Origin of the sequence: Streptomyces sp. NBC_01320, assembly GCF_035974375.1 — a bacterium.
GTDB classification, from domain to species: Bacteria; Actinomycetota; Actinomycetes; order Streptomycetales; family Streptomycetaceae; genus Streptomyces; species Streptomyces yanii.
Map to the genome: position 1 here is coordinate 10052133 of NZ_CP108390.1, position 26683 is coordinate 10078815.

Annotated in this window: 28 protein-coding genes and 4 pseudogenes; 18 read left to right on the forward strand and 14 right to left on the reverse strand. The window is 68.9% G+C overall.

Going from position 1 to position 26683, the window contains the following annotated elements:
• Positions 1-12 precede the first annotated feature (12 nt).
• The 4 genes from OG395_RS45640 to OG395_RS45655 form a co-directional block, all read right to left on the reverse strand.
• On the reverse strand, positions 13-834 hold the full coding sequence (locus OG395_RS45640) for an alpha/beta fold hydrolase (protein WP_327248174.1): 822 nt from the start codon (positions 832-834) through the stop codon (positions 13-15).
• 334 nt (positions 835-1168) lie between these two features.
• The gene (locus OG395_RS45645) at positions 1169-1930 is read right to left on the reverse strand and encodes a metallophosphoesterase family protein (RefSeq protein ID WP_327248175.1); all 762 of its coding nucleotides are present in this window, start codon (positions 1928-1930) and stop codon (positions 1169-1171) included.
• 639 nt (positions 1931-2569) lie between these two features.
• Positions 2570-3397, reverse strand: a complete 828-nt coding sequence (locus OG395_RS45650; protein ID WP_327248176.1) for a VOC family protein — start codon at positions 3395-3397, stop codon at positions 2570-2572.
• Between the two features lie 35 nt (positions 3398-3432).
• Positions 3433-3759, reverse strand: a complete 327-nt coding sequence (locus tag OG395_RS45655) for a plasmid stabilization protein (protein WP_327248177.1) — start codon at positions 3757-3759, stop codon at positions 3433-3435.
• A 261-nt stretch (positions 3760-4020) separates the two neighbouring features.
• Here OG395_RS45655 and OG395_RS45660 point away from each other — a divergent pair, with 261 nt between their 5' ends.
• From OG395_RS45660 to OG395_RS45680, 5 genes and pseudogenes are all read left to right on the forward strand, one after another.
• Positions 4021-4437 (forward strand): hypothetical protein, encoded by a 417-nt coding sequence (locus tag OG395_RS45660; RefSeq protein WP_327248178.1) that lies wholly within the window; start codon positions 4021-4023, stop codon positions 4435-4437.
• Between the two features lie 384 nt (positions 4438-4821).
• Positions 4822-5412, forward strand: a pseudogene (locus OG395_RS45665) (molybdopterin cofactor-binding domain-containing protein); the annotation flags it as partial.
• 116 nt (positions 5413-5528) lie between these two features.
• Positions 5529-5819, forward strand: a complete 291-nt coding sequence (locus OG395_RS45670; RefSeq protein ID WP_327248179.1) for a hypothetical protein — start codon at positions 5529-5531, stop codon at positions 5817-5819.
• A 257-nt stretch (positions 5820-6076) separates the two neighbouring features.
• Positions 6077-6559 carry a DUF6328 family protein gene (locus OG395_RS45675; RefSeq protein WP_327248180.1) on the forward strand — a complete coding sequence of 161 codons (483 nt, stop codon included), beginning with the start codon at positions 6077-6079 and terminating at the stop codon, positions 6557-6559.
• Between the two features lie 407 nt (positions 6560-6966).
• Positions 6967-7209 (forward strand): hypothetical protein, encoded by a 243-nt coding sequence (locus tag OG395_RS45680; protein ID WP_327248181.1) that lies wholly within the window; start codon positions 6967-6969, stop codon positions 7207-7209.
• Positions 7210-7341: 132 nt separating this feature from the next.
• Here OG395_RS45680 and OG395_RS45685 read toward each other — a convergent pair whose 3' ends face one another.
• Both OG395_RS45685 and OG395_RS58620 read right to left on the reverse strand, forming a co-directional pair.
• Positions 7342-7599, reverse strand: coding sequence for a hexameric tyrosine-coordinated heme protein (locus OG395_RS45685; protein ID WP_327248182.1), 258 nt, complete (start codon positions 7597-7599; stop codon positions 7342-7344).
• A 388-nt stretch (positions 7600-7987) separates the two neighbouring features.
• Positions 7988-8262 (reverse strand): annotated as a pseudogene (locus OG395_RS58620) (transposase).
• 49 nt (positions 8263-8311) lie between these two features.
• Here OG395_RS58620 and OG395_RS45695 point away from each other — a divergent pair.
• Entirely contained in the window at positions 8312-9511 is a 1200-nt protein-coding gene (locus OG395_RS45695; protein WP_327248183.1) for an RNA-guided endonuclease InsQ/TnpB family protein, read from the forward strand.
• Between the two features lie 32 nt (positions 9512-9543).
• Here the strand turns inward: OG395_RS45695 and OG395_RS45700 are convergent, their stop codons facing one another.
• The gene (locus tag OG395_RS45700) at positions 9544-10089 is read right to left on the reverse strand and encodes a hypothetical protein (RefSeq protein ID WP_327248184.1); all 546 of its coding nucleotides are present in this window, start codon (positions 10087-10089) and stop codon (positions 9544-9546) included.
• A gap of 707 nt (positions 10090-10796) precedes the next feature.
• Here OG395_RS45700 and OG395_RS45705 point away from each other — a divergent pair.
• The 3 genes and pseudogenes from OG395_RS45705 (at position 10797) to OG395_RS45715 (ending at position 12713) form a co-directional block, all read left to right on the forward strand.
• Positions 10797-11135 (forward strand): thioredoxin family protein, encoded by a 339-nt coding sequence (locus tag OG395_RS45705; RefSeq protein WP_327248185.1) that lies wholly within the window; start codon positions 10797-10799, stop codon positions 11133-11135.
• A gap of 272 nt (positions 11136-11407) precedes the next feature.
• Positions 11408-11641: pseudogene (locus tag OG395_RS45710) on the forward strand (IS200/IS605 family accessory protein TnpB-related protein); the annotation flags it as partial.
• Positions 11642-12026: 385 nt separating this feature from the next.
• A complete protein-coding gene (locus OG395_RS45715) occupies positions 12027-12713 on the forward strand; it encodes an alpha/beta hydrolase (protein ID WP_327248186.1) in 687 nt (228 codons plus the stop codon).
• A 153-nt stretch (positions 12714-12866) separates the two neighbouring features.
• Here the strand turns inward: OG395_RS45715 and OG395_RS45720 are convergent, their stop codons facing one another.
• Both OG395_RS45720 and OG395_RS45725 read right to left on the reverse strand, forming a co-directional pair.
• Positions 12867-13829: an electron transfer flavoprotein subunit alpha/FixB family protein gene (locus OG395_RS45720; RefSeq protein ID WP_327248187.1), complete on the reverse strand. Its 963-nt coding sequence runs from the start codon at positions 13827-13829 to the stop codon at positions 12867-12869.
• A 64-nt stretch (positions 13830-13893) separates the two neighbouring features.
• Positions 13894-14679 (reverse strand): electron transfer flavoprotein subunit beta/FixA family protein, encoded by a 786-nt coding sequence (locus tag OG395_RS45725; protein WP_327248188.1) that lies wholly within the window; start codon positions 14677-14679, stop codon positions 13894-13896.
• A gap of 108 nt (positions 14680-14787) precedes the next feature.
• Here OG395_RS45725 and OG395_RS45730 point away from each other — a divergent pair, with 108 nt between their 5' ends.
• From OG395_RS45730 to OG395_RS45740, 3 genes and pseudogenes are all read left to right on the forward strand, one after another.
• Positions 14788-15495, forward strand: a complete 708-nt coding sequence (locus OG395_RS45730) for a TetR family transcriptional regulator (RefSeq protein ID WP_327248189.1) — start codon at positions 14788-14790, stop codon at positions 15493-15495.
• Between the two features lie 115 nt (positions 15496-15610).
• Positions 15611-16000 (forward strand): Zn-ribbon domain-containing OB-fold protein, encoded by a 390-nt coding sequence (locus OG395_RS45735; RefSeq protein ID WP_442818676.1) that lies wholly within the window; start codon positions 15611-15613, stop codon positions 15998-16000.
• 59 nt (positions 16001-16059) lie between these two features.
• Positions 16060-16170, forward strand: a pseudogene (locus OG395_RS45740) (3-hydroxyacyl-CoA dehydrogenase family protein); the annotation flags it as partial.
• Positions 16171-16362: 192 nt separating this feature from the next.
• Here OG395_RS45740 and OG395_RS45745 read toward each other — a convergent pair.
• Complete coding sequence (locus OG395_RS45745; RefSeq protein ID WP_327248190.1) at positions 16363-16878, reverse strand: MarR family winged helix-turn-helix transcriptional regulator; 516 nt, start codon at positions 16876-16878, stop codon at positions 16363-16365.
• A gap of 117 nt (positions 16879-16995) precedes the next feature.
• On the opposite strand from OG395_RS45745, the gene OG395_RS45750 reads away from it, so the two are divergent.
• The 6 genes from OG395_RS45750 (at position 16996) to OG395_RS45775 (ending at position 22460) form a co-directional block, all read left to right on the forward strand.
• Positions 16996-17409 carry an organic hydroperoxide resistance protein gene (locus OG395_RS45750; RefSeq protein WP_327248191.1) on the forward strand — a complete coding sequence of 138 codons (414 nt, stop codon included), beginning with the start codon at positions 16996-16998 and terminating at the stop codon, positions 17407-17409.
• Between the two features lie 143 nt (positions 17410-17552).
• Positions 17553-17894, forward strand: a complete 342-nt coding sequence (locus tag OG395_RS45755; protein ID WP_327248192.1) for a hypothetical protein — start codon at positions 17553-17555, stop codon at positions 17892-17894.
• Between the two features lie 521 nt (positions 17895-18415).
• Positions 18416-20134, forward strand: a complete 1719-nt coding sequence (ctaD, locus tag OG395_RS45760) for an aa3-type cytochrome oxidase subunit I (protein ID WP_442818798.1) — start codon at positions 18416-18418, stop codon at positions 20132-20134.
• Positions 20135-20158: 24 nt separating this feature from the next.
• Positions 20159-20503, forward strand: coding sequence for a hypothetical protein (locus OG395_RS45765; protein WP_327248194.1), 345 nt, complete (start codon positions 20159-20161; stop codon positions 20501-20503).
• Positions 20504-20636: 133 nt separating this feature from the next.
• A complete protein-coding gene (locus tag OG395_RS45770) occupies positions 20637-21998 on the forward strand; it encodes an NAD(P)/FAD-dependent oxidoreductase (RefSeq protein WP_327248195.1) in 1362 nt (453 codons plus the stop codon).
• 117 nt (positions 21999-22115) lie between these two features.
• Positions 22116-22460, forward strand: a complete 345-nt coding sequence (locus OG395_RS45775; protein ID WP_327248196.1) for a VOC family protein — start codon at positions 22116-22118, stop codon at positions 22458-22460.
• Between the two features lie 108 nt (positions 22461-22568).
• Here the strand turns inward: OG395_RS45775 and OG395_RS45780 are convergent, their stop codons facing one another.
• The 4 genes from OG395_RS45780 to OG395_RS45795 all read right to left on the reverse strand — a co-directional run bounded on the left by OG395_RS45780 (position 22569) and on the right by OG395_RS45795 (position 26672).
• A complete protein-coding gene (locus OG395_RS45780; RefSeq protein ID WP_327248197.1) occupies positions 22569-23447 on the reverse strand; it encodes a sigma-70 family RNA polymerase sigma factor in 879 nt (292 codons plus the stop codon).
• 359 nt (positions 23448-23806) lie between these two features.
• Positions 23807-24805 carry an aldo/keto reductase family protein gene (locus OG395_RS45785; protein WP_327248198.1) on the reverse strand — a complete coding sequence of 333 codons (999 nt, stop codon included), beginning with the start codon at positions 24803-24805 and terminating at the stop codon, positions 23807-23809.
• A 72-nt stretch (positions 24806-24877) separates the two neighbouring features.
• Complete coding sequence (gene rho / locus OG395_RS45790) at positions 24878-26017, reverse strand: transcription termination factor Rho (protein ID WP_327248199.1); 1140 nt, start codon at positions 26015-26017, stop codon at positions 24878-24880.
• A 310-nt stretch (positions 26018-26327) separates the two neighbouring features.
• A complete protein-coding gene (locus OG395_RS45795) occupies positions 26328-26672 on the reverse strand; it encodes a PHB depolymerase family esterase (protein WP_327248200.1) in 345 nt (114 codons plus the stop codon).
• Between the last annotated feature and the right edge of the window lie 11 nt (positions 26673-26683).

A 26683-nucleotide genomic window follows, 5' to 3' on the forward strand; every position in this document is an offset into this window, starting at 1 on the left:
GGTGGGTGGCGGTCAGCCCTTGAGGAAGTCCAGCAGTTCCGCGTTGAAGGCCTTCTCATGCTCGCCGACCAGGCCGTGCGGGGCGCCGGAGTGGACTATGAGGGTCGAGTCCTTGATGAGTTCGGCGGACTTGGGCGCCGAGGCGACGAAGGGCACGATCTGGTCGTCGTCACCGTGCACGATCAGCGTCGGAACGTCGAAGCGCTTGAGGTCCTCGGTGAAGTCCTGCTCCGAGAATTGCTCGATGCAGTCGTACGCGCCCTTGAGGCCGACCTGCATGCTCCACATCCAAAAGGCCCGGCGCATCCCGTCCGAGCCGGTGGCCCCTGGCCGGTTGAAGCCGTAGAAGGGATCCGCGAGCTCCCAGTAGAACTGGGAGCGGTCGCCGGTGACACCCTCGCGAATGGCGTCGAACGCCTCCATCGGCAGGCCCTTCGGGTTGGTCTCGGTCTTGAGCATCAGTGGAGGCACCGCACCCAGCAGCACAGCCCTGGCGACGCGGCCGGTGCCGTGGCGGCCGATGTAGCGGGCCACCTCTCCGCCGCCGGTGGAGTGGCCGACCAGGACGGCGTCGCGCAGGTCGAGGGTGTCGATCAGCTGCGCAAGGTTGTCGGCGTAGGTGTCCATGTGGTTACCGTTCCACGGCTGGCCCGAGCGGCCGTGCCCGCGCCGGTCGTGGGCGATGGCCCGGTAGCCGTTTTCCGCGACCAGGCGGAGCTGGCCATCCCATGCGTCGGCGTTGAGAGGCCAGCCGTGGCTGAACACGACCGGCTGCCCACTGCCCCAGTCCTTGTAGAAGATCTCTGTCCCGTCAGCAGTGGTGAACGTGCTCATCGTGGTTCCTCCCGGCTGACTTTCCCGAGCCGTCGCACCGGCGACGGTCCCCGTCCCGCCGACGGCCCTGTATGTGCGGGTCCAGCTCCTGGGACGCTTCACCGATCGCACCCACCGTCACGGACGCTGCGCTCCGCTCCGGTAGTCAATTTCGACCATAGAACGCCACAGATCGGGGCGCCATGTTGAGCTGGATGGGGGAGTGCCCCTCTGCCGACGGGCCGGCGCCGAGCAGTGGATCAGGGCGGTGCGCCGACGGGGATGCAGACGGGCAGGTCATCGTTGATGGTGTAGTCGGTGCTGTGCCGCCTGCTGTCGCAGACGGAGGAGACGGTCACCCTGCGTGCTCGCGTCCGTCCCGCGGGCCGAAGGCTTCGAGAACGTCTGCGTCGGTTGCGCGCGCGTGCAGAAAATAGTCGGCCCACTCCGCGATTTCGGGGTACGAGGAGTCCTGGCTGACCTGGGTGACGGCGGCCTCGATGTCGAAGTCGGTGACGCGCAGGTCGATGCCAGGGCCCAGGATGGCCCAGTGGGCTCCGCTCCGTCCGTAGGGCATGCCCACGCTCCCGGGGTTGATCACCAGTCGGCCGTGGGCCAGGCGGACGAATGGCATGTGGATATGGCCGCAGACGACGGTGCGGATGTCGGTGTCGAGCCCACTGAACACTTCCTTCCAGCGATCGAGGCGCGAGTCGACCAGGACCACCTCTTCGTCGTTCCGGGGGGTGGCGTGGCAGAACAGCACCTTGCCCAGGCCGTGCACGGACAGGGAGAGTGATCGCGGCAGCCGGCCGAGGAGGGCGAGGTGGTCCTCGCGCAGCTGTTCGGCAGCCCAAGGGGCGATCGGATCAGGGATCGAGTCGCGCTGCCCGCGGCGGTACTCCAGAAGCTCGCGGTCGGCGTTGCCACTGATCCAGATGACCCGGTCGCCGAGGCTGGTCAACAGGTCCAGGACCTGGGTCGGTTGGGGACCTGCGGTGATGTCGCCGGTGAGCACGATGTGATCAGCGGCGCTCACCTCCGGTTCGGCCAGCACGGCCTCGAGCGCGGGCAGGACTCCATGAATGTCGGAAAGGACGGCTACTCGGTTCAGCATGGTCACCACTGTGAGGTGAAGACAGCTGGGAAGTGAGAGCGTTCGCCTGACGCGAAGGACGAGGTGGGGCCGCTTCACCGTGCTCGGTCACCGGAGGCGTAGTTCTTCCGGGGCGGAGAGTTTCGCTCACTGTGTCGCGTCCGCCCTGCTCAAGGCGTGGAAGACATGATGTTGAGTACGTCGCCCGAGAAGAAAGCCGCGTCGACGATGCCGTTGCCTGCGCGTCGGCGGTCGACTGGACCTCTGCGTCGTCGTGCCCCGGCAAGAAGTGGACCAGGTCGCGGGGGAGGTGCGCTCCAGCCGGGCCCAGCGCCGTTCTGCCAGGGATTACGGGACGACCCTCAGCCGGGGAGATCGTCGCCCGTGATGAGACCGTCTCGGCGATCATCCTTGCTCGCCGGAAACGGTCCGGTGGAGTCTCCGTGGTGGCACGGCGACCGGCTGTACCTTTCCGACCGGACCTCTGGCGAGGTGATTGCCGCGCCAGGCCGACCGGAGCGAGACGACTGCTCACCTCGGTGGCCCCGGACACCGGGACCGCCGATTCTGTGAGGACGGCGGCCGCGGGACCGTATCACCGGTTGCGGCGATCTCCATCCCGGCTGTGCGGCGCCGCCATCGCCGGTCTCCCGGTATCGGTCACACCGGTTCTTGGTCGGCTGTGGTCATCGGCCCGGCGAGTACCGATCTGGTGCACACGGTGAAAAGGGCGCCGCCGGGGTCGCTGATGACGGATTCGGTCCCGCCGCCGGGCGAGGGGGCCACGGGGGTTGCGGTTCCTCCGGTCGCGCGTGCTGCGACGATGGCTGATTCCACGTCGTCGACCTGGAAGTGCACGTGCCAGCGCGGCCGCACGCGGGGGTCGGGAGATTCCCCGACGCCGCCTCCGCGCAGGGTGGCCACAGTGTTCTTGCCCTGGCGGACGGTGACGGTGTCCTGCTCGTAGGCGTAGGTGACCTCGCAGCCGCCGGGTTCGCCGGAGGCCCAGTCGAAGATCTCGGCGTAGAAGATGGCGGCGTCGAACGCGTCACGGGTGCGCAGCTCGAGAAAGGCCGGTGCGTTGCCGCGGCCGGCCGACCAGGGCAGGGTGCGGCCTTCCCAGAAGCCGAAGACGGCTCCGTCGCGGTCTGCTGCCATCACGCCCCGGCCCAGGCCGAAGCGCACCGGGCCGACGGCGATGGTGCCGCCGCGCTCACGGGCCCGGGCTGCGGTGACATCCGCGTCCTCCACGGCGAAGTACGGGGTCCACGCCCCGGCCACCGGCAGGCCGGGCGCCACCTCAGCCAGTCCGGCCACCGGTCGGCCCTGAACAGAGGCGATCGAGAAACCCGTTCCCAGGCTGCCCGGGCGAAACTCCCATCCCAGAACGGTCGTGTAGAAGTCCTGCGTGGCGCGCAGATCGCGGGTCATGAGGTTGACCCAGCACGGTGTACCGCACACCGGAGTGACGTGACGTGCAGGCGTCATCAGGATTCGTCTCCTCGCCCCCGCACGAGGGGCTGTCAGCGGCCGAGTGCCTCGCGCAGCTCCTGTTTGTTCATCGTCGAGCGGCCCTCGACGTTCTTCTTCTTCGCCTCTTCGTAGAGCTGGTCCTTGGTGGGGCCCTGCGCTCCGCGATGGGACCGTTCGCCGCCACGCTGTGAGGCGGATTTCGGATCGCGCAGGGATGCCCTGCTCGCCGTTTTCGCCTCTCCCGAGCGGGCCCGCTCCTTGTTGACGGTGCGCGCGGCGATTTCCTTCGCACGCTCCTCGGAGACACCGCGCTTCTCGGCACTCTCCTTGATGTGCTCGTACTGCCGCTCCCGCTTACGACTGGATCCTGCCGGCATCACACCGCACCTTTCCTCCCGTCCGACCTGTGCGCGGCAGCTCGGGTGGCGATTCGCGCGCCCCGTGCACCATCCCGTACCGGGCCACCGCATGCACTCCACGCATACGCCCACTACGCCCCGCACGCCACCCGGGACAGCGCCGGATTTCCCCGGACGGGCCCCGAGGGAAGGCCGCCCTGCGAGCCGCCATGGCTGGTGGGTGCTGTCGGCGGGTTCCCCTCGCTGCGCGACAGCCCGGAGTCGGCGCAGACTGGGGGTATGAACCCCTACGAGGGGCTGGCAACGGTGGAGCGCAGCGACGGGACCCTGGTCCGTGTGTGGGCCGAGGTCACCGTCGCCCAAGAGCGCAGCGCGGCGGACCCTGACCGGCCCTGGACAGCCCGGCTGACCGCTCCCGGCGGCGAAGGACTGCTGCTGCGGGGCGCGGTCAGCTTGATCCTCGACTCCGGGACCCGCTGGCCCGCCGCGGTCACCTACACCCAGCTGTCATCCGGACTGCACTCCCCGAGCTGGACCGAGATCCAGGGCACCGGGCCCGCTGTGACCGTGCCAGGCGTGATCTCCGGCGACCATGCCCGGGACGACGCGCCAAAGCCCGGCGTGACGGGTCCCGGCGAGCGGAGAGGAACGGTTCTCCGGCCCGAACCGGACCCCGACCACGACGGAACCCCCTGAAGAGCTGGGCTCATGCCGCCTGGAGTGGCAAGGGCGACGATGTGTGAGGGGTGAGTTCGCGGGCTCCGGACCAGCTTCGCCGTGCGTCTGTGGCCTCGGCCTCATTGAGCCCTGCTCGTCACCGCGCCTACTCGCTCTCGGCGGTTGATCATGCCGATTCCCGCCGGTTCCGTCGTGCGACGGACAGGCACATCCGCGACGAGGTGCAGGGCAAGGCGTGCGGTTTGCGGTCGTCCGAGGTGGGCGGATACTGACATTCCAGGGAACCGCGTGCGCCATCGGCTCCACTGAGAAGCTGTGCTCCCGCGGCCTGCTCAGTGGGTGGTCCATGGACCGGCCGATGGACCCGGACGAAGCCCGGATTTCCGCGCTTCACCCGGGAGGATGTCGACAGGGACCTCGTACGCGTCGAGGTCTTGCGCCCGGTCGCCGAGGACCTCGAAGCACCGGTCGCACAGGTCGCCACCGCGTGGGTGCTCTCCCGTGGCGACGACCTCGTACGGACCTTCGGCGCCTGGCACCCCGGGCGGCTCACGGACGCGGGGGCTGCAGGCGAGTCCATACTCACCGACACGGGGCGACCGGCTCACCCTCTACGACGCCACGCAGGGCGTGGCCGCCACCCAACGCTGCCGTTTCGAGGGCGGTGACACCGCTCTGCCCACCATCGCGGCCGCGGTCGGCTCCTCGGGATCCGGCATGATCAGCGCCGCGGTCCACACCGCGGCCACCCACCTGCGCAACCAGCTGGTGGCCCAGGCCGTCGCCGCTTCACAATCACCGTTGCAGGGCGCCGATCCCAGCACCGTCACCGTGCAGGACGGCCGCATGATGCTGCGCGATCAGCCGGAGACCGGGGAGAGCTACGGAGACCTGCTCCACCGCAACTTCCTTCCCGACGTCGAAGCCGTCGGCGCCTGGTCTCCCGGACCCCAGACCCACGACTACGGGATGATGACCTTCGGCGCCCAGTTCGCCGAGGTGGCCGTCGACCCCGACCTCGCGCTCGCCCGGGTCCGGCGGATGGTCGGCGCCTTCGCCCCGGCCGGGTACTCAATCCCAAAACAACCCGCAGCCAGCTCATGGGCGGGATGCTCTGGGGACTGGGCCAAGCCCTCCTCGAAGCGAACTACATGGACCCGAGCCGCGGCCGGTGGGTCGCCTCCGGCCTGGGCGACTACCTCGTCCCGGGCAACGCCGACGCCCTCGAGGTGGAGATCGAGCTCGTCGAGGTGGAAGACAAGATCGTCAACCCGCTCGGTGTCAAGGGCGTCGGGGAGGTCGGACAGGTCGGCGCGGCCGCAGCGATCGCCAACGCCATCCACCACGCCACCGGGCGCCGCATCCGCAAGCTGCCCATCACCATCGAAGACCTGCTGTGACCCGCGTCGGCGGTGGATCCGGCCACCTGCCGGAGGACCCTCCGCCGAATGATGGAGCAGTGTGCCTGCTTCAAGCCGGTCCGCCACGGGATCGGGCCTCGATGTCGGGTGAGCTCAGCCTGTTCATTCCCTGGGCACGGCCCGCCGTCGTGGGCCTTGGCGTCCTTGCAACGGCCTCGCCCACATGCCGTGCGCCGATGCGGTGGTCCGGTGCGTTGCCCCCCTGGATCCCGGAGGCGGGAGGGAGGATGTCGCGCGTGGACGCAGAGCGGGACGACAGTCGGCAGCCGGGCCGTCAGGAGACCTCCGAAGAACGGGCCGACCGAAATCTGATCGAACTCCTGCAGGAACTGCGGGTCATCCAGACCGGTGTGCAGATCGTCTTCGCGTTTCTCCTCGGCCTGGCCTTCACCAGCAGGTTTCCCACGCTCGACGCCATGGAGCGCTACACCTATGTGGCGACGCTGCTGCTCGCCGTGGTGTCGTCCGCGATTCTCGCGACCCCGGTCGCGCTGCATCGGGCGCTGTTCCACCGAGGCGAAAAGGTGCGCATCGTGGCCCTGTCGGCCCGGCTCACCGAAGTCGGCCTCGTCTTTCTCGCACTCGCGCTCAGCGGCGCCACCTTGCTTCTCATGGACGTCGTGCTCGGACTCACGGCGGCTGTGGTGATCACTGCGGCTACGGTCGCCATGTTCGCCGGCCTGTGGTTCGTCCTGCCTCGGGCGCTGCGCCGTCCCTGAGGGGGCCCGGTTCCCTCTCCCGACATGAGAAGAGACGGCCAGGAGAGGAGTACGACAACAGGCGCCCGTGCTCCGGCAACGCGTGTTGGATACAGCATCGCCCGTGAAGGAGACAGCTGAGCCATACGTTGCCGAGGGGCAGCGCGGGCACCGTCTGCTGAGCATCCAACTGTTGGGCGGATTCCGGGTGCAGCGCGAGGGGGAGGACCCCCTGCCCCCGAAGTGGCGCCGCACCGGCGCCCGCACCCTCGTCAAGTTGCTCGCTGTCGCCCCCGCGGCTCTTCCCGTCTGCACTCGCGCCGGCCCGCCTCCCGGGTTTCGGCCGGTATCGGCGCCGCGCGGATACGTGAGCGCGAGGCTCGCGCAGCGGACGCGGCCCGGCGCGAAACAGTCCTCACGGTCAGCACATGCACGACGGCGCGTCGATGAGCTGTCGGCTGCTGCGCGGCGCCGCGGGCGCGGCCCACCGCGACGACCTGGTGGCCCGCGTCGAAGAACCGCACGATCCCGCTGGTGCTCCCGACGAGGTGGACGTTCCTGAAGAGCGCTGCGAAGCCGGACAGCCCCGAGCGGGCGCCGCTGTGGCGAGACGCTGCGTCATGTTGATGTCGATCCCGGGCGAGGGGACAGCCTGCAAGGTATCGCGGTAGGCACGCGGCAGGGCGGCGTACATCGCGTCCACGGTCTGCCGGGCGGCCATGACCGTGGTGCGGGACGCATATGTGCGGGGGAGCCCGCCCACGGAAACCGGTTCGGCCGACCGGACGGCTCCGACGGCAGGATCAGCTGCGCCAGTAGTTGTTCGCGGCTGCGATGGTGGCAAACTCCACGGCCACCACATGGGATGCCGCGATGAGGCTCTCGGGGGTCGTCGCATAGTCCTGACGGCCGCCCTTGAGTACGTCAAGGTCCGGCTGAATAACGTGGATGGTGTGGCGGGCGATCAGAAAGGCCAGTTCACGGCCCTCTTCGGGAGTCTGGGTGATCAGGCTGTTGCCGGGGACCTTGGTCAGCCCCTCGTCCGGGACTCGATTCATCATGATGTCGATCTATCGCATGTACGGGGTGGTGAGCGGTCGGCACTCGGCCGCCCGCACGGTCGTCACCCGTTCGGTGCTGCGGCACGCCCGGGGGCGGCCGCGGCGGATGCGCCGGCGCGGCGGTGTGCAGGGGGTTCTACGGCCGATCGACGACCGGACCGCCGGGGTGTGTCCGGGGCGTCGTACGGCGATGGCGAGCCCCGTTCAGTGCAGGTCCACTTGGAAAGGATGACGACGGTCGGCGGGGCAGACGAAGATCCGCAGGTCGCCCCATCCCTCTTCTTCGGAGGGAATCCCCGCCTTCAGGCGGGGAGGGAATCCGATCCTGAACCCTGCGGCGCGGAGCGCCGCGGTTTCGCTCCGGAGTGCCTCGCCCGCGGAGCCGTGCTCAGTCGGGCCGCTTCTGGTTCTCGATGTAGTCCTTGACCACGTGGAGGGGTGCGCCGCCGCATGACCCCGTGAAGTAGGAGCCGGACCAGAAGCGGCCGTGCATGATGGCCTGGTTGACGTGGCCGGTGAACTCCTCTCTTCGTAGCGTGTCAGTATCTCGTCGTTGAAGACGGTCCGCCGGTATCTGGTGACGAACATCAATTGCGTGTGGAGGTGGTGGATGACGTGACGGCCGCGCCGTACGTCGGGGTTTGGTTCCCAACGTGGTGACATGAACCAATGTTACGGTTAAGGTCGATTCGAGTCGGAGGGGGTGGGCTGAATGATCCGTGCGTACACGTTCCTCCTGCGACCCACCGCCCGGCAGGACCAGGCCCTTCGCGAGATGCTGCGCGATCACTGCGCGCTCTACAACGGCGCGTTGCAAGAGCGCCGCGACGCCTACCGGCACGCCTCGAAGACGACGGTCCGATACGGGCAGCAGTCCGCGCAGCTCAAGGAGATCCGGGCGTTCGACCCGGAGCGTCAGGGCCGTTGGTCGTTCTCCAGCCAGCAGGCGACGCTGCGGCGTCTGGACAAGGCGTTCGCGGCGTTCTTCCGTCGTGTCAAGGCCGGTGAGAAGCCGGGCTATCCGCGTTTTCGCACAGTGGGCCGGTTCGACACGGTGGAGTTCCCCAGGGACGGAGACGGCTGCCGTTGGGATGCCACCGCGCACGACCCGGTCACGCGGGTGCGCCTGCAAGGTGTCGGGCACGTCAAGGTGCACCAGCACCGGCCGGTGGTCGGCCATGTCAAGACGGTCTCGGTCAAGCGTGAGGGCAAGCGCTGGTATGTGATCCTGACGGCCGAGCGGCCCCGGCCCGAGCCGCTGCCCGCGACCGGCAGCGTGGTCGGCATCGACCTGGGCATTGCCAACTTCCTCGCCGGCTCGAACGGCGAGTTCGTGCCCAACCCGCGTCACGGGCGAAAGGCCGCAGCGAAGCTCGAAGCAGCTCAGCAGGCACTGAGCAGGTGCAAGCGCGGAAGCAAGCGCCGCCGCAAGGCGGTAGAGGCTGTGGCACGTCTGCACCGCAAGGTGCGGTGCCAGCGCCTCGACCACGCCCACAAGACCGCCCTCGGCCTCGTGCGGGAACACGACCTCATCGCGCACGAAGACCTCAAGATCCGCAACATGAGCCGGGCACCCGCCCCCAAGCCCGACCCCGACCAGCCGGGCAGCTTCCTGCCCAACGGGGCAGCGGCCAAGGCCGGGCTGAACCGCTCGATCGCCGATGCCGGCTGGGGGGTGTTCCTCGCGATCCTGAATGCCAAGGCAGAATGCGCCGGGCGGGAAGTGATCGCCGTGGACCCCCGCAACACCTCCCGGCGATGCCCCGAATGCGGGCACACCGCCAAGGAGAACCGGCCCACACAGGAGACGTTCCACTGCGTCTCGTGCGGCCACAGCGCGCACGCGGACACCGTCGGTGCTCTCAACGTTCTACGGGCCGGGCTGGTCCGTCGCGAAGCCCAACCGGCATAGCGAGAAGCCACCCCGTTCACGGGGTGGAGGAGTCACCGCCCTACGATGACTCCCGTTTCGTCATCGCTGGCCACGGTGAACAGCAGTGTCATATCGGTCTCGCACGTGCGGCAACGGAAGACCACCGGGTGCGTCAGGTGCCAGGTCGGCCAGCCCCCGAGTTTCCAGCCCGCGAGACGAGTGATCACGTCGCCGCCGTTGCCGGTCCGGCGTACCAACTCCTGCAGCGCCGGACGGATCTCCGACGGCAGTTGCTCCCGAAACGGGAAGTCGGTCAGCAACTCGCCGGTGAGGGTGCACGGCTCCGGCAGATAACCGTCCTCGGAGTGCCGTGAAGGCGAGGGAGGGGCCTCCAGTGGGGTGTCGACGTCCGCGGCTCGCCGCCATCGCACCTCCACGATGGGGCTGACGTCGGCCTGTTGCGCGGGGGGATCCCAGTGTTCGTTGGGGCACCACAGAATCTGCAGGAGATCGCGGTCGGAGGGCCACCACGGCCCCGGCATGTCCCGCTCGAATATCTGGGCGACCGGCACCATGGCCGTAGCCGGGCGGCCCGCAGGTTCGACTTCGTCGGGCACGGCGCACGTAGGCCAGGGTTCGTCGCGCGGCCAGAGCAGTGGGCCGCCGATCGAACTGTTCTCCGGACCCGGTTCTCCCCGCTGGGGGTGGAGCACGATGGCTTCGCGCGCAAAAGGCGCAAGGCCCGGCAGAGCATGGAGTATCGCCTCGGTCGAAGGTCTCGGGAGGTACGTCATCGTTCCTTCTCGTCGCTGGCGAATGATCGCTCGTAACGTACAGGTCGGAGTGACAGTGGTTCCCGACAGCGGGTCCTGGCGGGAGCCGCACGAGTGGTGCTGAAGCAGTCGGCTGCACGTCTACCGGGGATGCCGGGATCGCGCCCCGGACATGACCTGGCGGGTCGGGCCCCCTCGTCCGGGCCCTCACCTCGCTACGGGACCCGGCCGACGGCAGCACCCGCATCGAAGGTCTCGACCGCGACGCCACACGGCAGGGCGCTGAATACGACGACGATCAGTTCCGGCGCGAACGCGGGAATTCTCTGCGGCTCGCCGGGACCGGCACGATCGCCTGCCGGCTGTGGGCACGACCCGCCGTGACGGTCCTGGGTATCGACTGCCCTCCCGTCGTCGGCTCCGCGGGCGCCGTACCGGCGACCGGCCGGGCCCGCCCCGGCCTCCGCGTACCGCCCGGCCCGCGCATGCTTCGGCGGCAGGGGCAGGTCATGATGGGTACTGCCGTGTTGATCACCACCTCAGGAGCGCCGATGGCGAGTCGGGTCCACCAGCCGCTGGAGAACGCTGAGTTCGATTTTGTTCTGGCCAGGGCCGACGCACCGGTGCTTGCGTACTTCTGCGGGACCTGGGCGAAGGTGGCTGAGGTGTGCAGGGAGATGGACTCCCTCGTGCGCGAGATGGCCGACGCGTACGGGGAGCGGCTGACCGTCGTCAGGACCGACATGGCCCGGTGCGCGGAACCGACCCGACGCTACGGGGTCACCGGCGCGCCCTCGTTTCTCCTGATCAAGCAGGGGGAAGTGACAGCGACTCGGACCGGACCCATGAACAGGACGCAGTTCAGGGAGTTCCTGGACGCCAACCTCTGAATGCTCCGCAACTCCTGACACGGAGTTGTACCGCGGCGCGCACGCGGACGCGCGGGGGTGCAGTCGGTTCAGCGCGTCCGAAAGTGGAAGCTGTAGGGGGTTGCGAGCTGCTGTCGGTTTACTGAGCCGAAGTGAGTGGTGGCGTGCGGGAGTGAGTCCTGTGGGTGGGTTTGTGGGGGTGGGAACGGGCGTTCTGGGGTCGAATCGGTGACCTTGGCGGCTGTGGCTCGTTGGGCTGGGCGGCAGGGTCCGACTTGGGTGGGAGTGGTGTGGTGGGTGGTTTACGGAAGCTGACAGCCTCCTTCGTGGTGCCCGGGCCTTGCGGGGTGGCGATCCGTGACCGCCTCAAACACCTCACGCCCCAGGACGAGATGGTGCTGCGCGCGGTCGGTGCGCATCAGGGGGCGCCGGCTTCCGGTGATCTCAAGGCCCGCTGTGCGGATGGTCTGGAGCACAGCGCTCAGACGTGGGCGGGGCGTAAGCGGGGGCTGACCGGGGTGTCGTCGTAGCGGATCGCGCTGTGCCGAGCCCGGCCGGGAGGTCTCGCAGCAGTGCCTGGCCGCCCTCCTGTCCATCTGTCCCGAGGACTGGTCAGACCGACGCAGGCACGAGGTCGTGGAGATGATCCTCGCGACCCTCCGGGGCTTCCTGGTGGAGCGAGTGACCAGCGGGGACACCGCAGGCGTCGCCGCGGGTTCGAGGCCCTGATCCGTGCGCTGGAACGCGAGGAGGCCGCCGGCCGATAGCTGACCCGTGCCGGAAAGCCGTGGTCAGGGGCTGCCTCGTGGACAGGATTGAGTGAATCTGTGTGCGGTGGCGACCCTTGGGCGGTCCGCTTAGCGTTGCCGATGCAAGCAGACCCCCCGGCGAGAGGGAAATGGTGCACATGCCATGGCTGACAAACCCGCCGTAGTTCTGGTCCACGGCTTCTGGGGAGGCGCCGCCCACTGGGGCAAGGTCATCACCGAGCTGCACAGACGCGGCTTCGGCTCCCTGCACGCCGTGGAGATGCCGCTTACCTCGCTGGCCGACGACGCCGCACGCACGCGCAAGATGGTCCAGAAGATCGACGGGCCTGTTCTCCTGGTCGGGCACTCCTATGGAGGCGCCGTCATCACCGAGGCCGGAGATCTGCCCAACGTGAAGGGTCTCGTCTACATCGCCGCGTTCGCCCCGGATGCCGGGGAGAGTCCCGGTGCGATCAGCCAGGAGATGCCGCCGGCCGCTGTGGAGAACCTCGCCCCGGACTCCGACGGTTACCTGTGGATCAAGCAGGACAAGTTCCACGAGAGTTTTGCGCAGGACCTGTCGGCCGATGAGGCGCTGGTCATGGCCGTGACGCAGAAGGCTCCGCTGGCATCGACGTTCGGCGACAATGTCACCTCGGCGGCCTGGCGTGCGAAGCCGAGCTGGTACCAGGTCTCCACCGCGGACCGCATGATCCACCCCGACAACGAACGCCGCATGGCCCAGCGCATGAATCCGCGCAAGACCATCGAACTGGTCGCGGGCCACGCCTCGTTGTCCTCCCGGCCCGGCCCGGTCACGGACTTCATCGAAGAGGCGGCCGCAGGCTGATCACGGATACCGAAGGCGGGGGAGACGGGCAGTGCCTGTCTCCCCCGCCTTTCCCGCGTGGCTGTGCCACTGCACGACCAGCGACGGGCGGCGGGTCTGAGACGGTGAGCAGACGTGTCGTGCGGAACCGCCGCACGACACGCTGCACGGGCATCAGCCCTTGCGGGAGTTGACCTCTTCGGTGAGCTGGGGGACGACCTGGAAGAGGTCGCCGACGATGCCGTAGTCGACGAGGTCGAAGATCGGGGCCTCGGCGTCCTTGTTGATCGCGACGATGGTCTTGGAGGTCTGCATGCCGGCCCGGTGCTGGATCGCGCCGGAGATACCGGAGGCGATGTAGAGCTGCGGGGAGACGGACTTGCCGGTCTGGCCGACCTGGTTGGAGTGCGGGTACCAGCCGGCGTCGACCGCGGCGCGCGAGGCACCCACGGCCGCGCCGAGGGAGTCGGCGAGCGCCTCGATGAGTCCGAAGTTCTCCGCACCGTTGACCCCGCGGCCGCCGGAGACCACGATCGCGGCCTCGGTCAGCTCCGGGCGCCCGGTCGACTCGCGCGGGGTGCGGGAGAGGACCTTCGTGCCGGTGGCCTGCGCGGAGAAGGTGACCGGCAGGGTCTCGACCGCACCGGCGGCCGGGGCCGGCTCGACGGGCGCCGAGTTCGGCTTGACCGTGATGACCGGGACGCCGTGCGAGACACGGGACTTGGTGGTGAACGACGCGGCGAACGCGGACTGGGTGGCGACCGGACCCAGCTCACCGGCCTCCAGGTCGACCGCGTCCGTGATGATCCCGGACCCGATCCGGACCGCGAGCCGGGCCGCGATCTCCTTGCCCTCCGCGGACGACGGCACCAGTACCGCGGCCGGGGACACCGCGTCGAACGCGGCCTGCAGCGCGTCGACCTTCGGCACGACCAGGTAATCGGCGAACTCCGGCGCCTCGGCGGTCAGGACCTTGACCGCACCGTGCTCGGCGAGCACCGCCGCGGTGCCGGCCGCACCACCGCCCAGCGCGACCGCGACCGGGTCACCGATCCGGCGGGCCAGCGTCAAAAGCTCCAGAGTGGGCTTGCGGACGGCACCGTCCACGTGGTCGACATAGACGAGAACTTCAGCCATGGGACTTCAATCTCCTGCACAAACGAGGGTGAGAGGGACATACAGGGCCGAACAGGCCGACAGGTCAGATGAACTTCTGGCCCGCGAGGAACTCGGCCAGCTGCTTGCCGCCCTCGCCCTCGTCCTTGACGATCGTGCCCGCCGTACGGGCCGGACGCTGCGCCGCGGAATCGACCGCGGTCCACGCACCCGCCAGACCGACCTCGTCCGCCCCGATCTCCAGGTCCTCCAGATCCAGGGACTGAACCGGCTTCTTCTTCGCCGCCATGATCCCCTTGAACGACGGATACCGGGCCTCACCGGACTGGTCCGTCACCGACACCACCGCCGGCAGCGACGCCTGCAGCTGCTCACTGGCACTGTCACCGTCCCGACGCCCGGTCACCGTGCCGCCCTCGACCTTCACCTCGGACAGCAACGTGACCTGCGGAACACCCAGACGCTCCGCCAGCACCGCCGGCAGCACACCCATCGTGCCGTCCGTCGACGCCATACCGCAGATCACCAGGTCGTAACCCGCCTTCTCGACCGCCTTCGCCAGCACCAGCGACGTACCGATCACATCCGTACCGTGCAGATCGTCGTCCTCGACGTGAACGGCCTTGTCCGCACCCATCGACAGCGCCTTGCGCAACGCGTCCTTGGCATCCTCCGGACCCACCGTCACCACAGTGATCTCCGCATCGTCCGCCTCATCGGCGATCTGCAGCGCCTGCTCCACCGCGTACTCGTCGAGCTCCGACAGCAGACCGTCCACATCCTCACGGTCCAGCGTCAGGTCATCGGCGAAGTGCCGGTCGCCAGTGGCGTCGGGCACATACTTCACACAGACAACGATCCTCAAGCTCACGCCGGCTCTCCTACTTGGGTGTGGGTCCTGAGATGACCATATGGCACTCAGTACCCTCTGTAAAGGTACGTAGTGTCGAACGGTTGGGATCGGTGTTAGGTTCCGGGCATGACCGAGGCACGCAGACCAGTGAAGAAACCCCCCATGCGGGAGGTGCTCGCCGAAGCGGCGTTCCAGCTCTTCCTGGAACGGGGCTTCGAGCGGACCACCGTGGACGACATCGTTGCCCGGGCCGGAGTCGGACGGCGTTCGTTCTTCCGTTACTTCCCCTCCAAGGAGGACGTGGTCTTCCCCGACCACGAGCGCTGCCTCGCCGACATGACCGCGCTGCTGGAGGCCGCCGACGAAGGCGACCCGGTGAGCACGGTGTGCGATGCGGCCCGGCTCGTCCTGCGGATGTATGCGGCGAATCCGGAGTTCTCGGTCCAGCGCTACCGCCTCACGCGGGAGGTTCCCGGCCTGCGTACCTATGAGTTGTCCGTGGTGCGCCGCTACGAACGGACGATGGCCGAATACCTGCGGGGTCGCTATGTCGGCACGCCGGACGGCCCGCTGCACGCCGAGGTGATCGCCGCTGCCGTGGTCGCCGCGCACAACAACGGCCTGCGGTCGTGGCTGCGTTCGGGTGGCGAGGGTGACGCCGAGGCCGCGGTGGACCATGCCCTCGGTGTCGTGCAGGAAGTCTGGGGGGCGAAGGCCGCGGGCGCCGCAGGGCCGACCGCGGACGACGACGAGGTCGTCGTGGTGGTCGCCTCCAGGAGCACGCCGATGTGGCGTGTGGTGCAGAGGATCGAGTCGGCTCTCGCCGAGGACTGATCACAGAGAAGGAACTCAGTACCTTTACGTCTCGGCACTCAGTTCCATATGATGCGTGGGCGTCTGTGTCGAGCCACGACGCTGACGCACCGAGCCGAGTTCAGGGGGTCGAGACGTGTCCCACTCCGTTTCAGCGATCGGTGCCGCACCGGCGGCGCAGGGTGAAGCCGGACTGATCTATCAGCTCTGCCGCTGGTGCGGCACCGCGTCCTTCAGGCGGCTTCTGTGCCCTGTGTGCGCGTCGAGCGATCTGGATTCCGTACGCAGTGACGGTCTCGGCGTCGTCGTGCGGACCAGCGTGGTGCACCGGTACACAGAGGCGGCACGCAACGAGTCCCTCGTCCGGCTGCCCGAGGGCTTCGTGTTCCGGTGCCGTGTCGTGGGCGCCGCGCCGCACCTGGTGCACGTCGGCGCGCGGGTGCGCCCCGTGGCGGAAGCTGCCCCGGAGACAGGCGAGATCGTTCTCGAACTCTGCGACCCCGGTGCGTATGCCGAATGGCAGTAGGCCGGCCCCGAGGCAACCGGAGGCCCCCGGACCTCTACGGCGGCCGAGGGCTGCCCGCGGAGAGGACAAAGGAACCGCTTGAGGCGCCCCCGCCGCTGCTGCGGCGCATGGTTGCCGCGGGCGCCCTCGGCCGTAAGTCGGGGCGCGGCTTCTACGCCTACGGCGACTGATCTCGCACTCGGTTCGCGATTGTGGGCCCGGGGCCGCCGTGGCCTTCCACGCTGTGCTCGCCGATGCCGACCATCGCCGCATGGGCCGGGCACTGGCCTGCACGGTGGATCGGGGGTTGTTCGGCCATGATCCAACAGGCGATCCCTGCGGGCGTGTTCGGGAGGTCCTGTCCGCCTGCTCGCTGTACGGCGCTATCCCTCGAACGCTCCGTCGGCGCAGTTCGGGTTCTCCTCCAGTACCGCTGTGTCCAGCGCTGCCGTGAGGCGGTTGAGGCGGGCCTGAAGATCGGCGATTTCGTCGAGGCCGAAGCCGGTTGCCGCGGCGATCCGGCGGGGGACGGCGAGCGCCCGCTCGCGCAGTGCGGCGCCCTCGTCGGTGAGGTCGATGTACACCGAGCGCTCGTCCTGGGCGCTGCGCTCGCGCCGTACCAGGCCCGCCGCCTCCAAGCGCTTCAGCAGCGGCGACAGCGTGCCGGAGTCCAGCCGCAGATACTTGCCGAGCTTCTTCACCGGCAGTTCGCCGTGCTCCCAGAGCGCCAGCATCACCAGGTACTGAGGATAGGTGAGCCCGAGGTCCTTGAGCAGGACGCGGTAGATGCCGCCGAAGGCGCGTGAGGCGGCGTTCAGGGAGAAGCAGATCTGCTGGTCGAGGCGGAGGTAGTCGGCCTCGGACGGGGCTTCGCGGCTCGGGCCGGGCGTGAAGGTCATGAATCCAGCGTACCTCTGCGGGCCATTCAATTGCGCACAACTTAATTGTGTGCTTTCCTGATGGGGAGGCGGTCGGACAGCGCCGCTGGAACATGACTTTCGAGAGGGATGGTTTCCATGGAAGCGCTCTACACTGCCGTTGCCACCGCCACCCACGGCCGCGAGGGCCGCGCCGTCACCCCCGACGGCAAGCTGGATCTGCAGCTGGCCATTCCGGTGGAGATGGGTGGGAGCGCCCAGGGCACGAACCCTGAGCAGCTGTTCGCCGCCGGTTACGCGGCCTGCTTCGCCAGCGCCCTGGGCCTCGTCGGCCGGCAGGCCAAAGTCGACGTCAGCGACGCCGCCGTGACCGGCGAAGTCGGCATCGGCAAGCTGGGGGAGGGTTTCGGTCTCGCGGTCACGCTGCGCGTGGAGCTGCCCGGGGCCGTCGACGAGGCCACCGGCCGCAAGCTGGTCGAGCAGGCCCACCAGGTCTGCCCCTATTCCAACGCGACTCGCGGCAACATCCCGGTCGAGCTCGTCATCGAGTAGTGGACTCCGGGCGGCGCAGGGCCGACGTCTGGGGTCAGGCCCCCTCCGCCGGCTCCACGTGTCACCCCGCCGCCTCCTCGGGCGGAGCGGGGTGCTTGCCTCGGGTCGCCGCCGCGACCCGAGGGTGGCCCTCCAGGTCGGGGTTGGAGAGGCGGGCCCGCCGACCGGCGTCGATCCGCCGGGCACCCACCGAGTCGCGTCATCCGGCGACTTGGCTCAGCCCGCGCGATGCCTTCGGCTTCTGCCGCGCCGCGCTCACCGCCCCGCTCTCCACGCGCTTTGCCACGGTGTACGCCGTCGTCTCTGCCAACACCCGCCGCTTCTGGGAGCTTTCTGCGGAATCCGAACTGGCCTGCACGCCCATCGACAACGCCGAAACACATGCGTCGCGAATCACCGACGCCGACGTCTCTGCCGATCCCGAGGCTCCACAAGCCGGCCCGTATGCCTTGCCCGAGTTCATGTTGAAACACATCCGGCCCTGACTCGCCCTCGGCCCAGGTGACCCTGGACCGGATCGACGAGGCCATCCACGCCCAGCTCCCCACCCCGTCGAGGGCGCCCCTCTGGTCGTCGAGGTCACGGGCATCGACACCCTGCCCACTCATCTCTGCCTGGGCCGCGTCGTGGGCAGCAACGGATGCTCACGGAAGCCGGGTTGGGGACGTGTGACATCGACGGCACCGGATGCCCCGCCGACGGTGACGCCGGCGCCGCCGGATGCCGGAGCGCACACGGCTGCGAACGCCCCGGCCGCCCCTTGGTACCGCCGAGTTCATGGCTGATCCGGACCGGACACCGCGGCGGTTCAGCGCACCCTGATGGGTGAATGTCACGCCGTGGTGGGCGCCGGGCAGCCCACGTCGGTCCCGTGGCTGGTTTGCTGCACCAGGAGACTGGCGCGACGCGCCGGGGGACCTGCCGGCCGCCCCGGTGGGAGCGGCGCCCGGCCGGGTGCCGAGTCCACCCGCGAAGGACCGATCGAAGGAGCGTCGTAGTGACGACGATGGGCACAGCTGGGGCGGACGAGGCAGACGAGTCGTACGCGAACGAGCTGCCGGTACGGAGCAAGGAACCGGGCAATGTGGTCGTCAGATGGATGACCACCACCGATCACAAGACGATCGGCACGTTGTACCTGGTCACCTCGTTCGCGTTCTTCGTCGTCGGCGGCGTGATGGCACTCATCATGCGCGCCGAGCTGGCCCGCCCCGGCACGCAGATCATCTCGAACGAGCAGTTCAACCAGTTGTTCACGATGCACGGCACGATCATGCTGCTGATGTTCGCGACGCCGCTGTTCGCCGGGTTCACGAACTGGATCATGCCACTGCAGATCGGCGCGCCCGATGTGGCGTTCCCACGGCTGAACATGTTCGCGTACTGGCTGTACCTCTTCGGCTCGATCATCGCCGTGGCCGGTTTCCTGACTCCGGCGGGGGCGGCGGACTTCGGCTGGTTCGCCTACTCCCCGCTGACCGACGCGGTCCGTTCGCCGGGCATCGGCGGCGACCTGTGGATCATGGGGCTGGCCTTCTCCGGCTTCGGCACGATCCTCGGTTCGGTCAACTTCATCACCACGATCATCTGCCTGCGCGCACCCGGCATGACGATGTTCCGGATGCCCATCTTCGTATGGAACGTTCTGCTGACCGCTGTGCTGGTCCTGCTGGCCTTCCCGGTGCTGGCAGCGGCCCTTCTGGTGCTGGAGGCGGACCGCAAGTTCGGGGCGCGGGTCTTCGAGGCGGCCAATGGCGGCGCGCTGCTCTGGCAGCACCTCTTCTGGTTCTTCGGCCATCCGGAGGTGTACATCATCGCGCTGCCGTTCTTCGGCATCGTCACCGAGATCATCCCCGTCTTCAGCCGTAAACCGGTCTTCGGATACATCGGTCTCATCAGCGCCACCATCTCCATCGCGGGCCTCTCGGCAACCGTGTGGGCGCACCACATGTTCGTCACCGGTGGTGTGCTGTTGCCGTTCTTCTCGTTCATGACGTTCCTCATCGCGGTACCGACCGGCGTGAAGTTCTTCAACTGGATCGGCACGATGTGGAAGGGATCGCTGTCCTTCGAGACTCCGATGCTCTGGTCCATCGGCTTTCTGGTGACGTTCCTCTTCGGTGGTCTGACCGGCGTCATCCTGGCCTCGCCGCCGATGGACTTCCACGTCTCGGACTCGTACTTCGTCGTCGCGCACTTCCACTACGTGGTGTTCGGCACCGTGGTCTTCGCGATGTTCGCCGGATTCCATTTCTGGTGGCCGAAGTTCACCGGCAAGATGCTGGACGAGCGGCTCGGCAAGATCACGTTCTGGACGCTGTTCGTGGGCTTCCACGGCACGTTCCTGGTGCAGCACTGGCTCGGCGCGGAGGGCATGCCGCGTCGTTACGCGGACTACCTCGCCGCCGACGGCTTCACCGCGCTGAACACGATTTCGACGATCTCCTCGTTCCTCCTCGGACTGTCGATGCTGCCGTTCTTCTACAACGTGTGGAAGACCGCCAAGTACGGCAAGCCGGTCGAGGTCGACGACCCGTGGGGTTACGGCCGTTCGCTGGAGTGGGCGACGTCGTGCCCGCCCCCGCGGCACAACTTCCTCACCCTGCCGCGGATCCGCTCCGAATCCCCGGCGTTCGACCTGCACCACCCCGCCGTACGCACCCTCGACGAGGCGCAGAACCGCCCGCACACCGCCCCCGGGGGTCCGGGGCGGAACCTGGCGTGACGGAGCCCCGGTGAAGGAGGACGCATGGACGACGACAAGGACAGCACCGCCCGCGGCCTGGCACAGATGGAGGGCTACCTGTTGTGGAACGCCGAGGTCGAGGAGGCGCGCAGACGGGCTTCCCGGTTCACCGGCGAGCTGCCCTGGCTCACCACCGCCCAGCGTGAGGACGTGGAACGCGTCTACACGGCGGAGCGGGTTGCCGCATCCCGGGCGATGCTGTCCCGGATCTCGGCCCGCGCCATGGAACTGCGCGGCGAGTACAACGACCGCTACCGCGCGCTCAGAGCACGCTGCATCGCGACCGCCGTCGTCACCGCAGGCGCGGTCAGTGGCACCTGCACGGCCCTCACCCTGCTGACCCGCTGACTCCCTGCCGTCGTCCGTTCCGCCGCCCTCAGCGGGCGAAGTCGGACGCGGTTCGTGAGGATGAGGGGTGATGGGCGCGTGTGACCGGGCAGGAGTACGGGCGACCGCGCAGACCCGAGGAGGGACGAACACCGTGGCACGACCCAGGATTCTCGTCGTCGGCGCCGGATTTGGCGGGGTCGAGTGCGTACGCCGACTGGAGCGCGGACTCAACCTCGGCGAGGCGGACATCGCGCTCGTCGCCCCGTTCTCTTACCAGCTCTACCTGCCACTACTGCCCCAGGTGGCCGCGGGCGTCCTCACCCCGCAATCGGTCGCGGTGTCGCTGCGCCGCAGCCGTCGGCACCGCACCCGGATCATTCCCGGCGGAGCGATCGGCGTGGACCCGAAGGCGAAGATCTGCGTCATCCGTAAGATCACCGACGAGATCGTCGACGAACCGTACGACTACATCGTCCTCGCCCCCGGCAGCGTCACCCGTACGTTCGACATCCCGGGGCTGCTCGACAACGCCCGCGGCATGAAGACGCTGGCCGAGGCCGCCTATGTACGCGACCATGTGATCGCCCAGCTCGACCTGGCGGATGCCAGCCACGACGAGGAGGAACGGGCCTCCCGGCTGCAGTTCGTCGTCGTCGGCGGCGGCTACGCGGGCACCGAGACCGCGGCGTGTCTGCAGCGGATCACCATGAACGCCGTAAGGCAGTACCCCCGGCTCGACCCGAAGCTCATCAAGTGGCACCTGGTGGACATCGCCCCGAAGCTGATGCCCGAGCTGGGGGACAAGCTCGGGCTCAGCGCCCTGGCAGTCCTGCGCGAGCGCGGCATCGAGGTATCGCTCGGCGTTTCCGTCGCCGAAGCCGAACCGGACAAGGTGACGCTCACCGACGGCCGCGTACTGCCCTGCCGCACATTGATCTGGACGGCCGGTGTCACCGCGAGCCCGCTGGTCGCCACCTTCGACGCCGAAACGGTACGGGGCCGGCTGGCGGTAACACCCGAGATGACCCTGCCGGGGTTCGACGGCGTCTTCGCGCTCGGCGATGCCGCCGCCGTCCCGGACCTGATCAAGGGTGACGGCGCCGTGTGCCCGCCCACCGCGCAGCACGCCATGCGCCAGGGACGCAGGCTCGCCGACAACCTGATCGCGACTCTGCGCCACCAGCCGCTGAAGCCGTACGTCCACAGGGACCTCGGGCTCGTCGTGGACCTCGGCGGCAAGGACGCGGTCTCCAAGCCGCTCGGTATCGAGATGCACGGCATCACCGCGCAGGCCGTGGCCCGTGGCTATCACTGGTCAGCACTGCGCACCAATGTGGCCAAGGCCCGGGTCATGACCAACTGGATGCTCAACGCGATCGCCGGTGACGACTTCGTACGCACCGGATTCCAGGCCAGGCACCCCGCCACGCTGCGCGACTTCGAGTACACGGACGCCTATCTCACGCCGGCGCAGGTCCGTGAGCACACGGCGTCGATGACCGCGCGCGGCTGATTTCGGAATTCCTCATCGGGTCCGGTCACATTCCTCCGGCGGCGCGTGTCATAGCACCGACGGACGGAGTTCCGTCGCTGTGACAGGCAGCAGAACACGCGACACGAGGAGCACGCCATGACCGCAGGCATCAAGACGATCATTTACCCCGTCAAGGACCTGGCCGGGGCAAAGTCCCTGTTTAACATCTTGCTGGGGGCGGAGCCCGTGATGGACGAGCCGTACTACGTCGGCTACCGGGTCGCCGGTCAGGACATCGGTCTGGATCCCCACGGCCACAGCAAGGGGATGACCGGTCCGCTCGCCTACTGGCACGTGGACGACATCGAGGCCGACGTGAAGAAGCTCCTCGAAGCGGGTGCGGAGACCGTGCAGGCGATCCAGGACGTCGGCGGAGGCAAGCTCACCGCCTCGCTGAAGGACGCGGACGGCAATGCGATCGGCCTCATCCAGCCCGCCTGAGTCCCGAGGTCCCGTCGCCGAACCGCTTCTGCGGGCGACGACGGCAGTTCGGCGACAGGACCTGGGCCCGCTGCTCCCTCGGAGCAGTGGGCCCGGCCGGCCGCGCGCTCAGGCGTCGAGGATCCGCACATCCATCCGGCCGAGGTGATCGGCGTCGGCGAGGAGATCGATCGAGACGATCCTGCCGTCCTCGACGGTGAAGTCGAAGACCACCCGCGGCTGCCCACCCGAAGCCCAGACGGCGCCCGGAACACCGTCGATCAGCGCCGGCTGCGCCGCCTTGGCACGCCCCGAGAACGTGTCGGCGACCGCCTGGGCCCCGACGGCCGCGGCCGCGCCCGACAGGGCGGCCGCGGCGTCGACGCGCAGGACGACGTCCGGGTCGAGCAGGGCCAGCAGCGCCTCGAAGTCGCCCTCGCGCGACGCGGCCAGGAACGCGTCGACGACTTCGCGACGGCGGGCGGGATCCGACCCGGGAGCCGGCATCGGCACGGTGCTCTGGACGCGTCGGCGCGCACGGCTGGCGAGCTGGCGGGTCGCGGCGGGGGTGCGTTCCACAATGGGGGCGATCTCGTCGAACGGCACGGCGAACATGTCGTGCAGCACGAACGCCAGGCGCTCCGTCGGCGACAGCGTGTCGAGCACCACGAGCATTGCCAGACCGACCGACTCGGTGAGCTCCGCCTGTTGTTCGGGACCGGTGCCGTCCTGGTGTCCCACGGCGGGTTCCGGCCGGTGCGTCTCCCAGGGGTCCTCACGCCGGGTGTCGCGGGCGCGCAGCATATTGAGCGACACGCGCGCGACCACCGTGGTGAGCCACCCACCGAGGTTCTCCACCGCTTCGGCGTCGGTGCGGGTGAGCCGCAGCCAGGTTTCCTGGACGGCGTCGTCCGCCTCGGCCGCAGATCCGAGCATCCGGTAGGCCACCGCCCTGAGCCGGGGCCGGTGCTGCTCGAAGCGCCCCGCCAGAAGTTCCTGTTCGTCCATCGGTCACGTTCCTTACGTCGCGCAGTGTCGTACGTGTGACCCATGGGACCAGCACGTTGTGACCGGGGGCGCACGCCGACACGCCGTCGGAACGCCCCGGACGGGAGGGCAGGGTCACCCGGACGGTGGGCCCGGCCCTCCCCGTCGCGGGTGACCGGTCGACTCGGAGTGCCCGGCCGTAGGCGTCGTGGCGTTGCGGGGCCGGTGCACGCACCTCGCGGCGTTGTCGTCGATCACCAACTTCCCCATAGCCCTGACGGGGCATGGGGGACCCCCTTCGCGTCGGCTCGATCCTCCGCCTTGCGATGCACGCACCCGAGCCCCGCTCCTTCACCCGGGCTGCCTACTGCCGGGCACTCTCAGTCGTCGCCCCCGTGGCCCGCGGTCAGCGCCGGGTTCCGTTCCACCACCGGCTCCAGAACGTCGTCGATGGCCTTGAGGAGGTCCGCGTCGAACGTCACACCCGCCGCCTTCGCGTTCTCCGTGACCTGCTCGGGCCGGGAGGCGCCGATGATCGCGGCGGAGACGTTGGAGTTCTGCAGCACCCAGGCGACGGCCAGCTGCGCAAGGCTCAGGCCGGCTTCGTCGGCGAGCGGCCGCAACCGCTGTACGCGCTCCAGGACGTCGTCGCGGAGCCACCCGGCGACGAAGTCCGCACCGCCCTTCTCGTCGGTCGCCCGAGAACCGGCCGGAGGCTGCGCCCCCGGCTTGTACTTGCCGGTCAGCACGCCCTGGGCGATCGGCGACCAGACGATCTGACCGATGCCGAGTTCCTCGGAGGCGGGCACCACCTCGGCCTCGATGACGCGCCACAGCGCCGAGTACTGCGGCTGGTTGGAGATGAACGGAACGTTCAGCTCGCGGGCCAGCCGGTGTCCGGCGCGCAGTTGGTCGGCCGTCCACTCGGAGACGCCGATGTAGAGGGCCTTGCCGGAGCGGACCACGTCGGCGAACGCCTCCATGGTCTCCTCCAGCGGCGTGGAGTGGTCGTAGCGGTGCGCCTGGTACAGGTCCACGTAGTCGGTCTGCAGTCGACGCAGGGAGTTGTCGATCGATTCGAGGATGTGCTTGCGGCCCAGGCCGCGGTCGTTCTGTCCCGGGCCGGTCGGGAAGTAGACCTTGGTGAACACCTCGATGCTCTCGCGGCGCTGGTCCTTGAGCGCCCGGCCGAGGACGGCCTCGGCGCGGGTCTCGGCGTAGACGTCCGCCGTGTCGAAGGTGGTGATTCCGGCGTCCAGGGCGGCGCGGATACAGGCGACGGCCGCGTCCTCCTCGACCTGGGAGCCGTGGGTGATCCAATTCCCGTAGGCGATTTCACTGATCGTCAGACCGCTGCGGCCGAGTCGGCGGAACTCCATGTGCCTGCTCTCCCTGTGCTGATACGTGAACACGTCATGCTATGCCGAGGGTTCTACTTCCGCCGGGAAGGTTCAGGCAGCGGGGACGGTGCCGCGGATGCGGCGGAGGAACGTCGCGTTGTCGGGGGTCTGCCGGATCCTGTCCAGCAGCACTTCGAGGGTCGCCTGCGCGTCCCGGGTGTGCAGTGCGCCCCGGAGACCTCGGACGGCGGCCAGTTCGGCGGCAGGGAGCAGTAGTTCCTCGCGGCGGGTGCCGGACTGTGGAATGTGCACGGCCGGGTAGACCCGTTTGTCCGCCAGTGTGCGGTCCAGCCGGAGTTCCATGTTCCCGGTGCTCTTGAGCTCTTCGAAGAAGAAGTCGTCGGCGCGGGAACCGGTGTCCACCAACGCCGTGGCGAGGATCGTCAGCGAGCCACCCTCCTCGGTGCGCCGGGCGGCGCCGAAGAGCTGCTTGGGGCCGAGCAGGGCAGTGGCGTCGACGCCACCGCTGAGGGTGCGGCCACCGGCGGTGGCGGCGTTGTTGTGGGCCCGGCAGAGCCGGGTCAGCGAGTCGAGCAGGATCACGACGTCCTGCCCCTGCTCGACGAGCCGCTTCGCACGCTCCACCGCGAGTCCGGCGAGTGCGATGTGCTCCTTCGCGGGCCGGTCGAAGGTCGACGCGAGCACGTCACCCCGCACGGTACGGCGCATGTCGGTGACCTCCTCGGGGCGTTCGTCGAGCAGCACCACCATCAGATGGCACTCGGGGTGGTTGGCCGCGACGGCGGCGGCGATCTGCTGCAGCAGCACGGTCTTTCCGGTCCTGGGCGGGGCGACGATCAGCCCGCGCTGTCCCTTGCCGACCGGGGCGACGAGATCGACGACGCGCGTCGCCGGACTGCCGCCGGGCGTCTCCAGGCGCAGCCGCTGCCGGGGGTGGAGGGGGGTGAGATCGGCGAAGTGCGGCCGGTCGCGCAGCGCCTGCGGAGTGCGTCCGTTCACGCGCTCGACCGCTGTGAGGGAGCGGGCCCGGTCGCAGGGTCCCTCGACGAGATCGCCCCTGCGCAGACCGTACCGGCGGACGAGGCCGGCGGACACCTGCACGTCGACGGGGGACGGGTGGCCGCCGTCGGTGCGCAGAGCACCGTGCCCCTGGCGCGTGATGTCCAGGACACCGGTGACGGCGGTGGGGGTCGGTTGCTGGTCGAGGGAGCGTTCGAGTGTGGTGGTCATGCAGGGTGGTCCTTTCGCGGACATGGCGAATGAGGGGCCCGGCGGGTGTGAGGGGCGGTGTGGTCACGCCCCGGACGACGGGCAGGAAAGTCCGTACCGGACTGAAAGAAGGTGGTGCGGGAGGCTGCGCCGCCGACCGGGAAGGACGGGAGAAACAGCCTCGGAAAGGAGAACCGGCACCGGCGCCCGAAACTGGGGCGTACACACGTGCCACTCGCACTGTACCACCCGCCGGACGCGAATCGCGCCGGGACGACAGGAGGGGCGGTGGCCGCCCCGCAGCCACCGCCCCTGACCCGCACACCCGCGCTCAGCCGCCGAGCGCATGCACCTCGTTGAGGATCGCCCGCATCTGCGGTCCCGACTTCTGCGCGTAGTCGCCGCCGGTGTACCCCCACCAGTCCCAGCAGCCCTGCGGGTTGCCGCGCAGCAGGCTGATGTCGGTCTGCGGGTACAGGATCACAAGCTTGTTGGTGTCCGCGTACTCGTTGAGATGGGACTCGCGGGCGAACCGGTCACCGACGAACCTGTTGTCGCTGAGACAGCCGTGCAGCGCGACGACCAGCTTGCACGCGGCCCCGGCCGCGCAGGAATCCGGCGTGTAGAGGAAGCTGCTGCTGCCCATGCTGTACCACTGGGCCAGGCCGCCCGGCACGTACCGGTTCT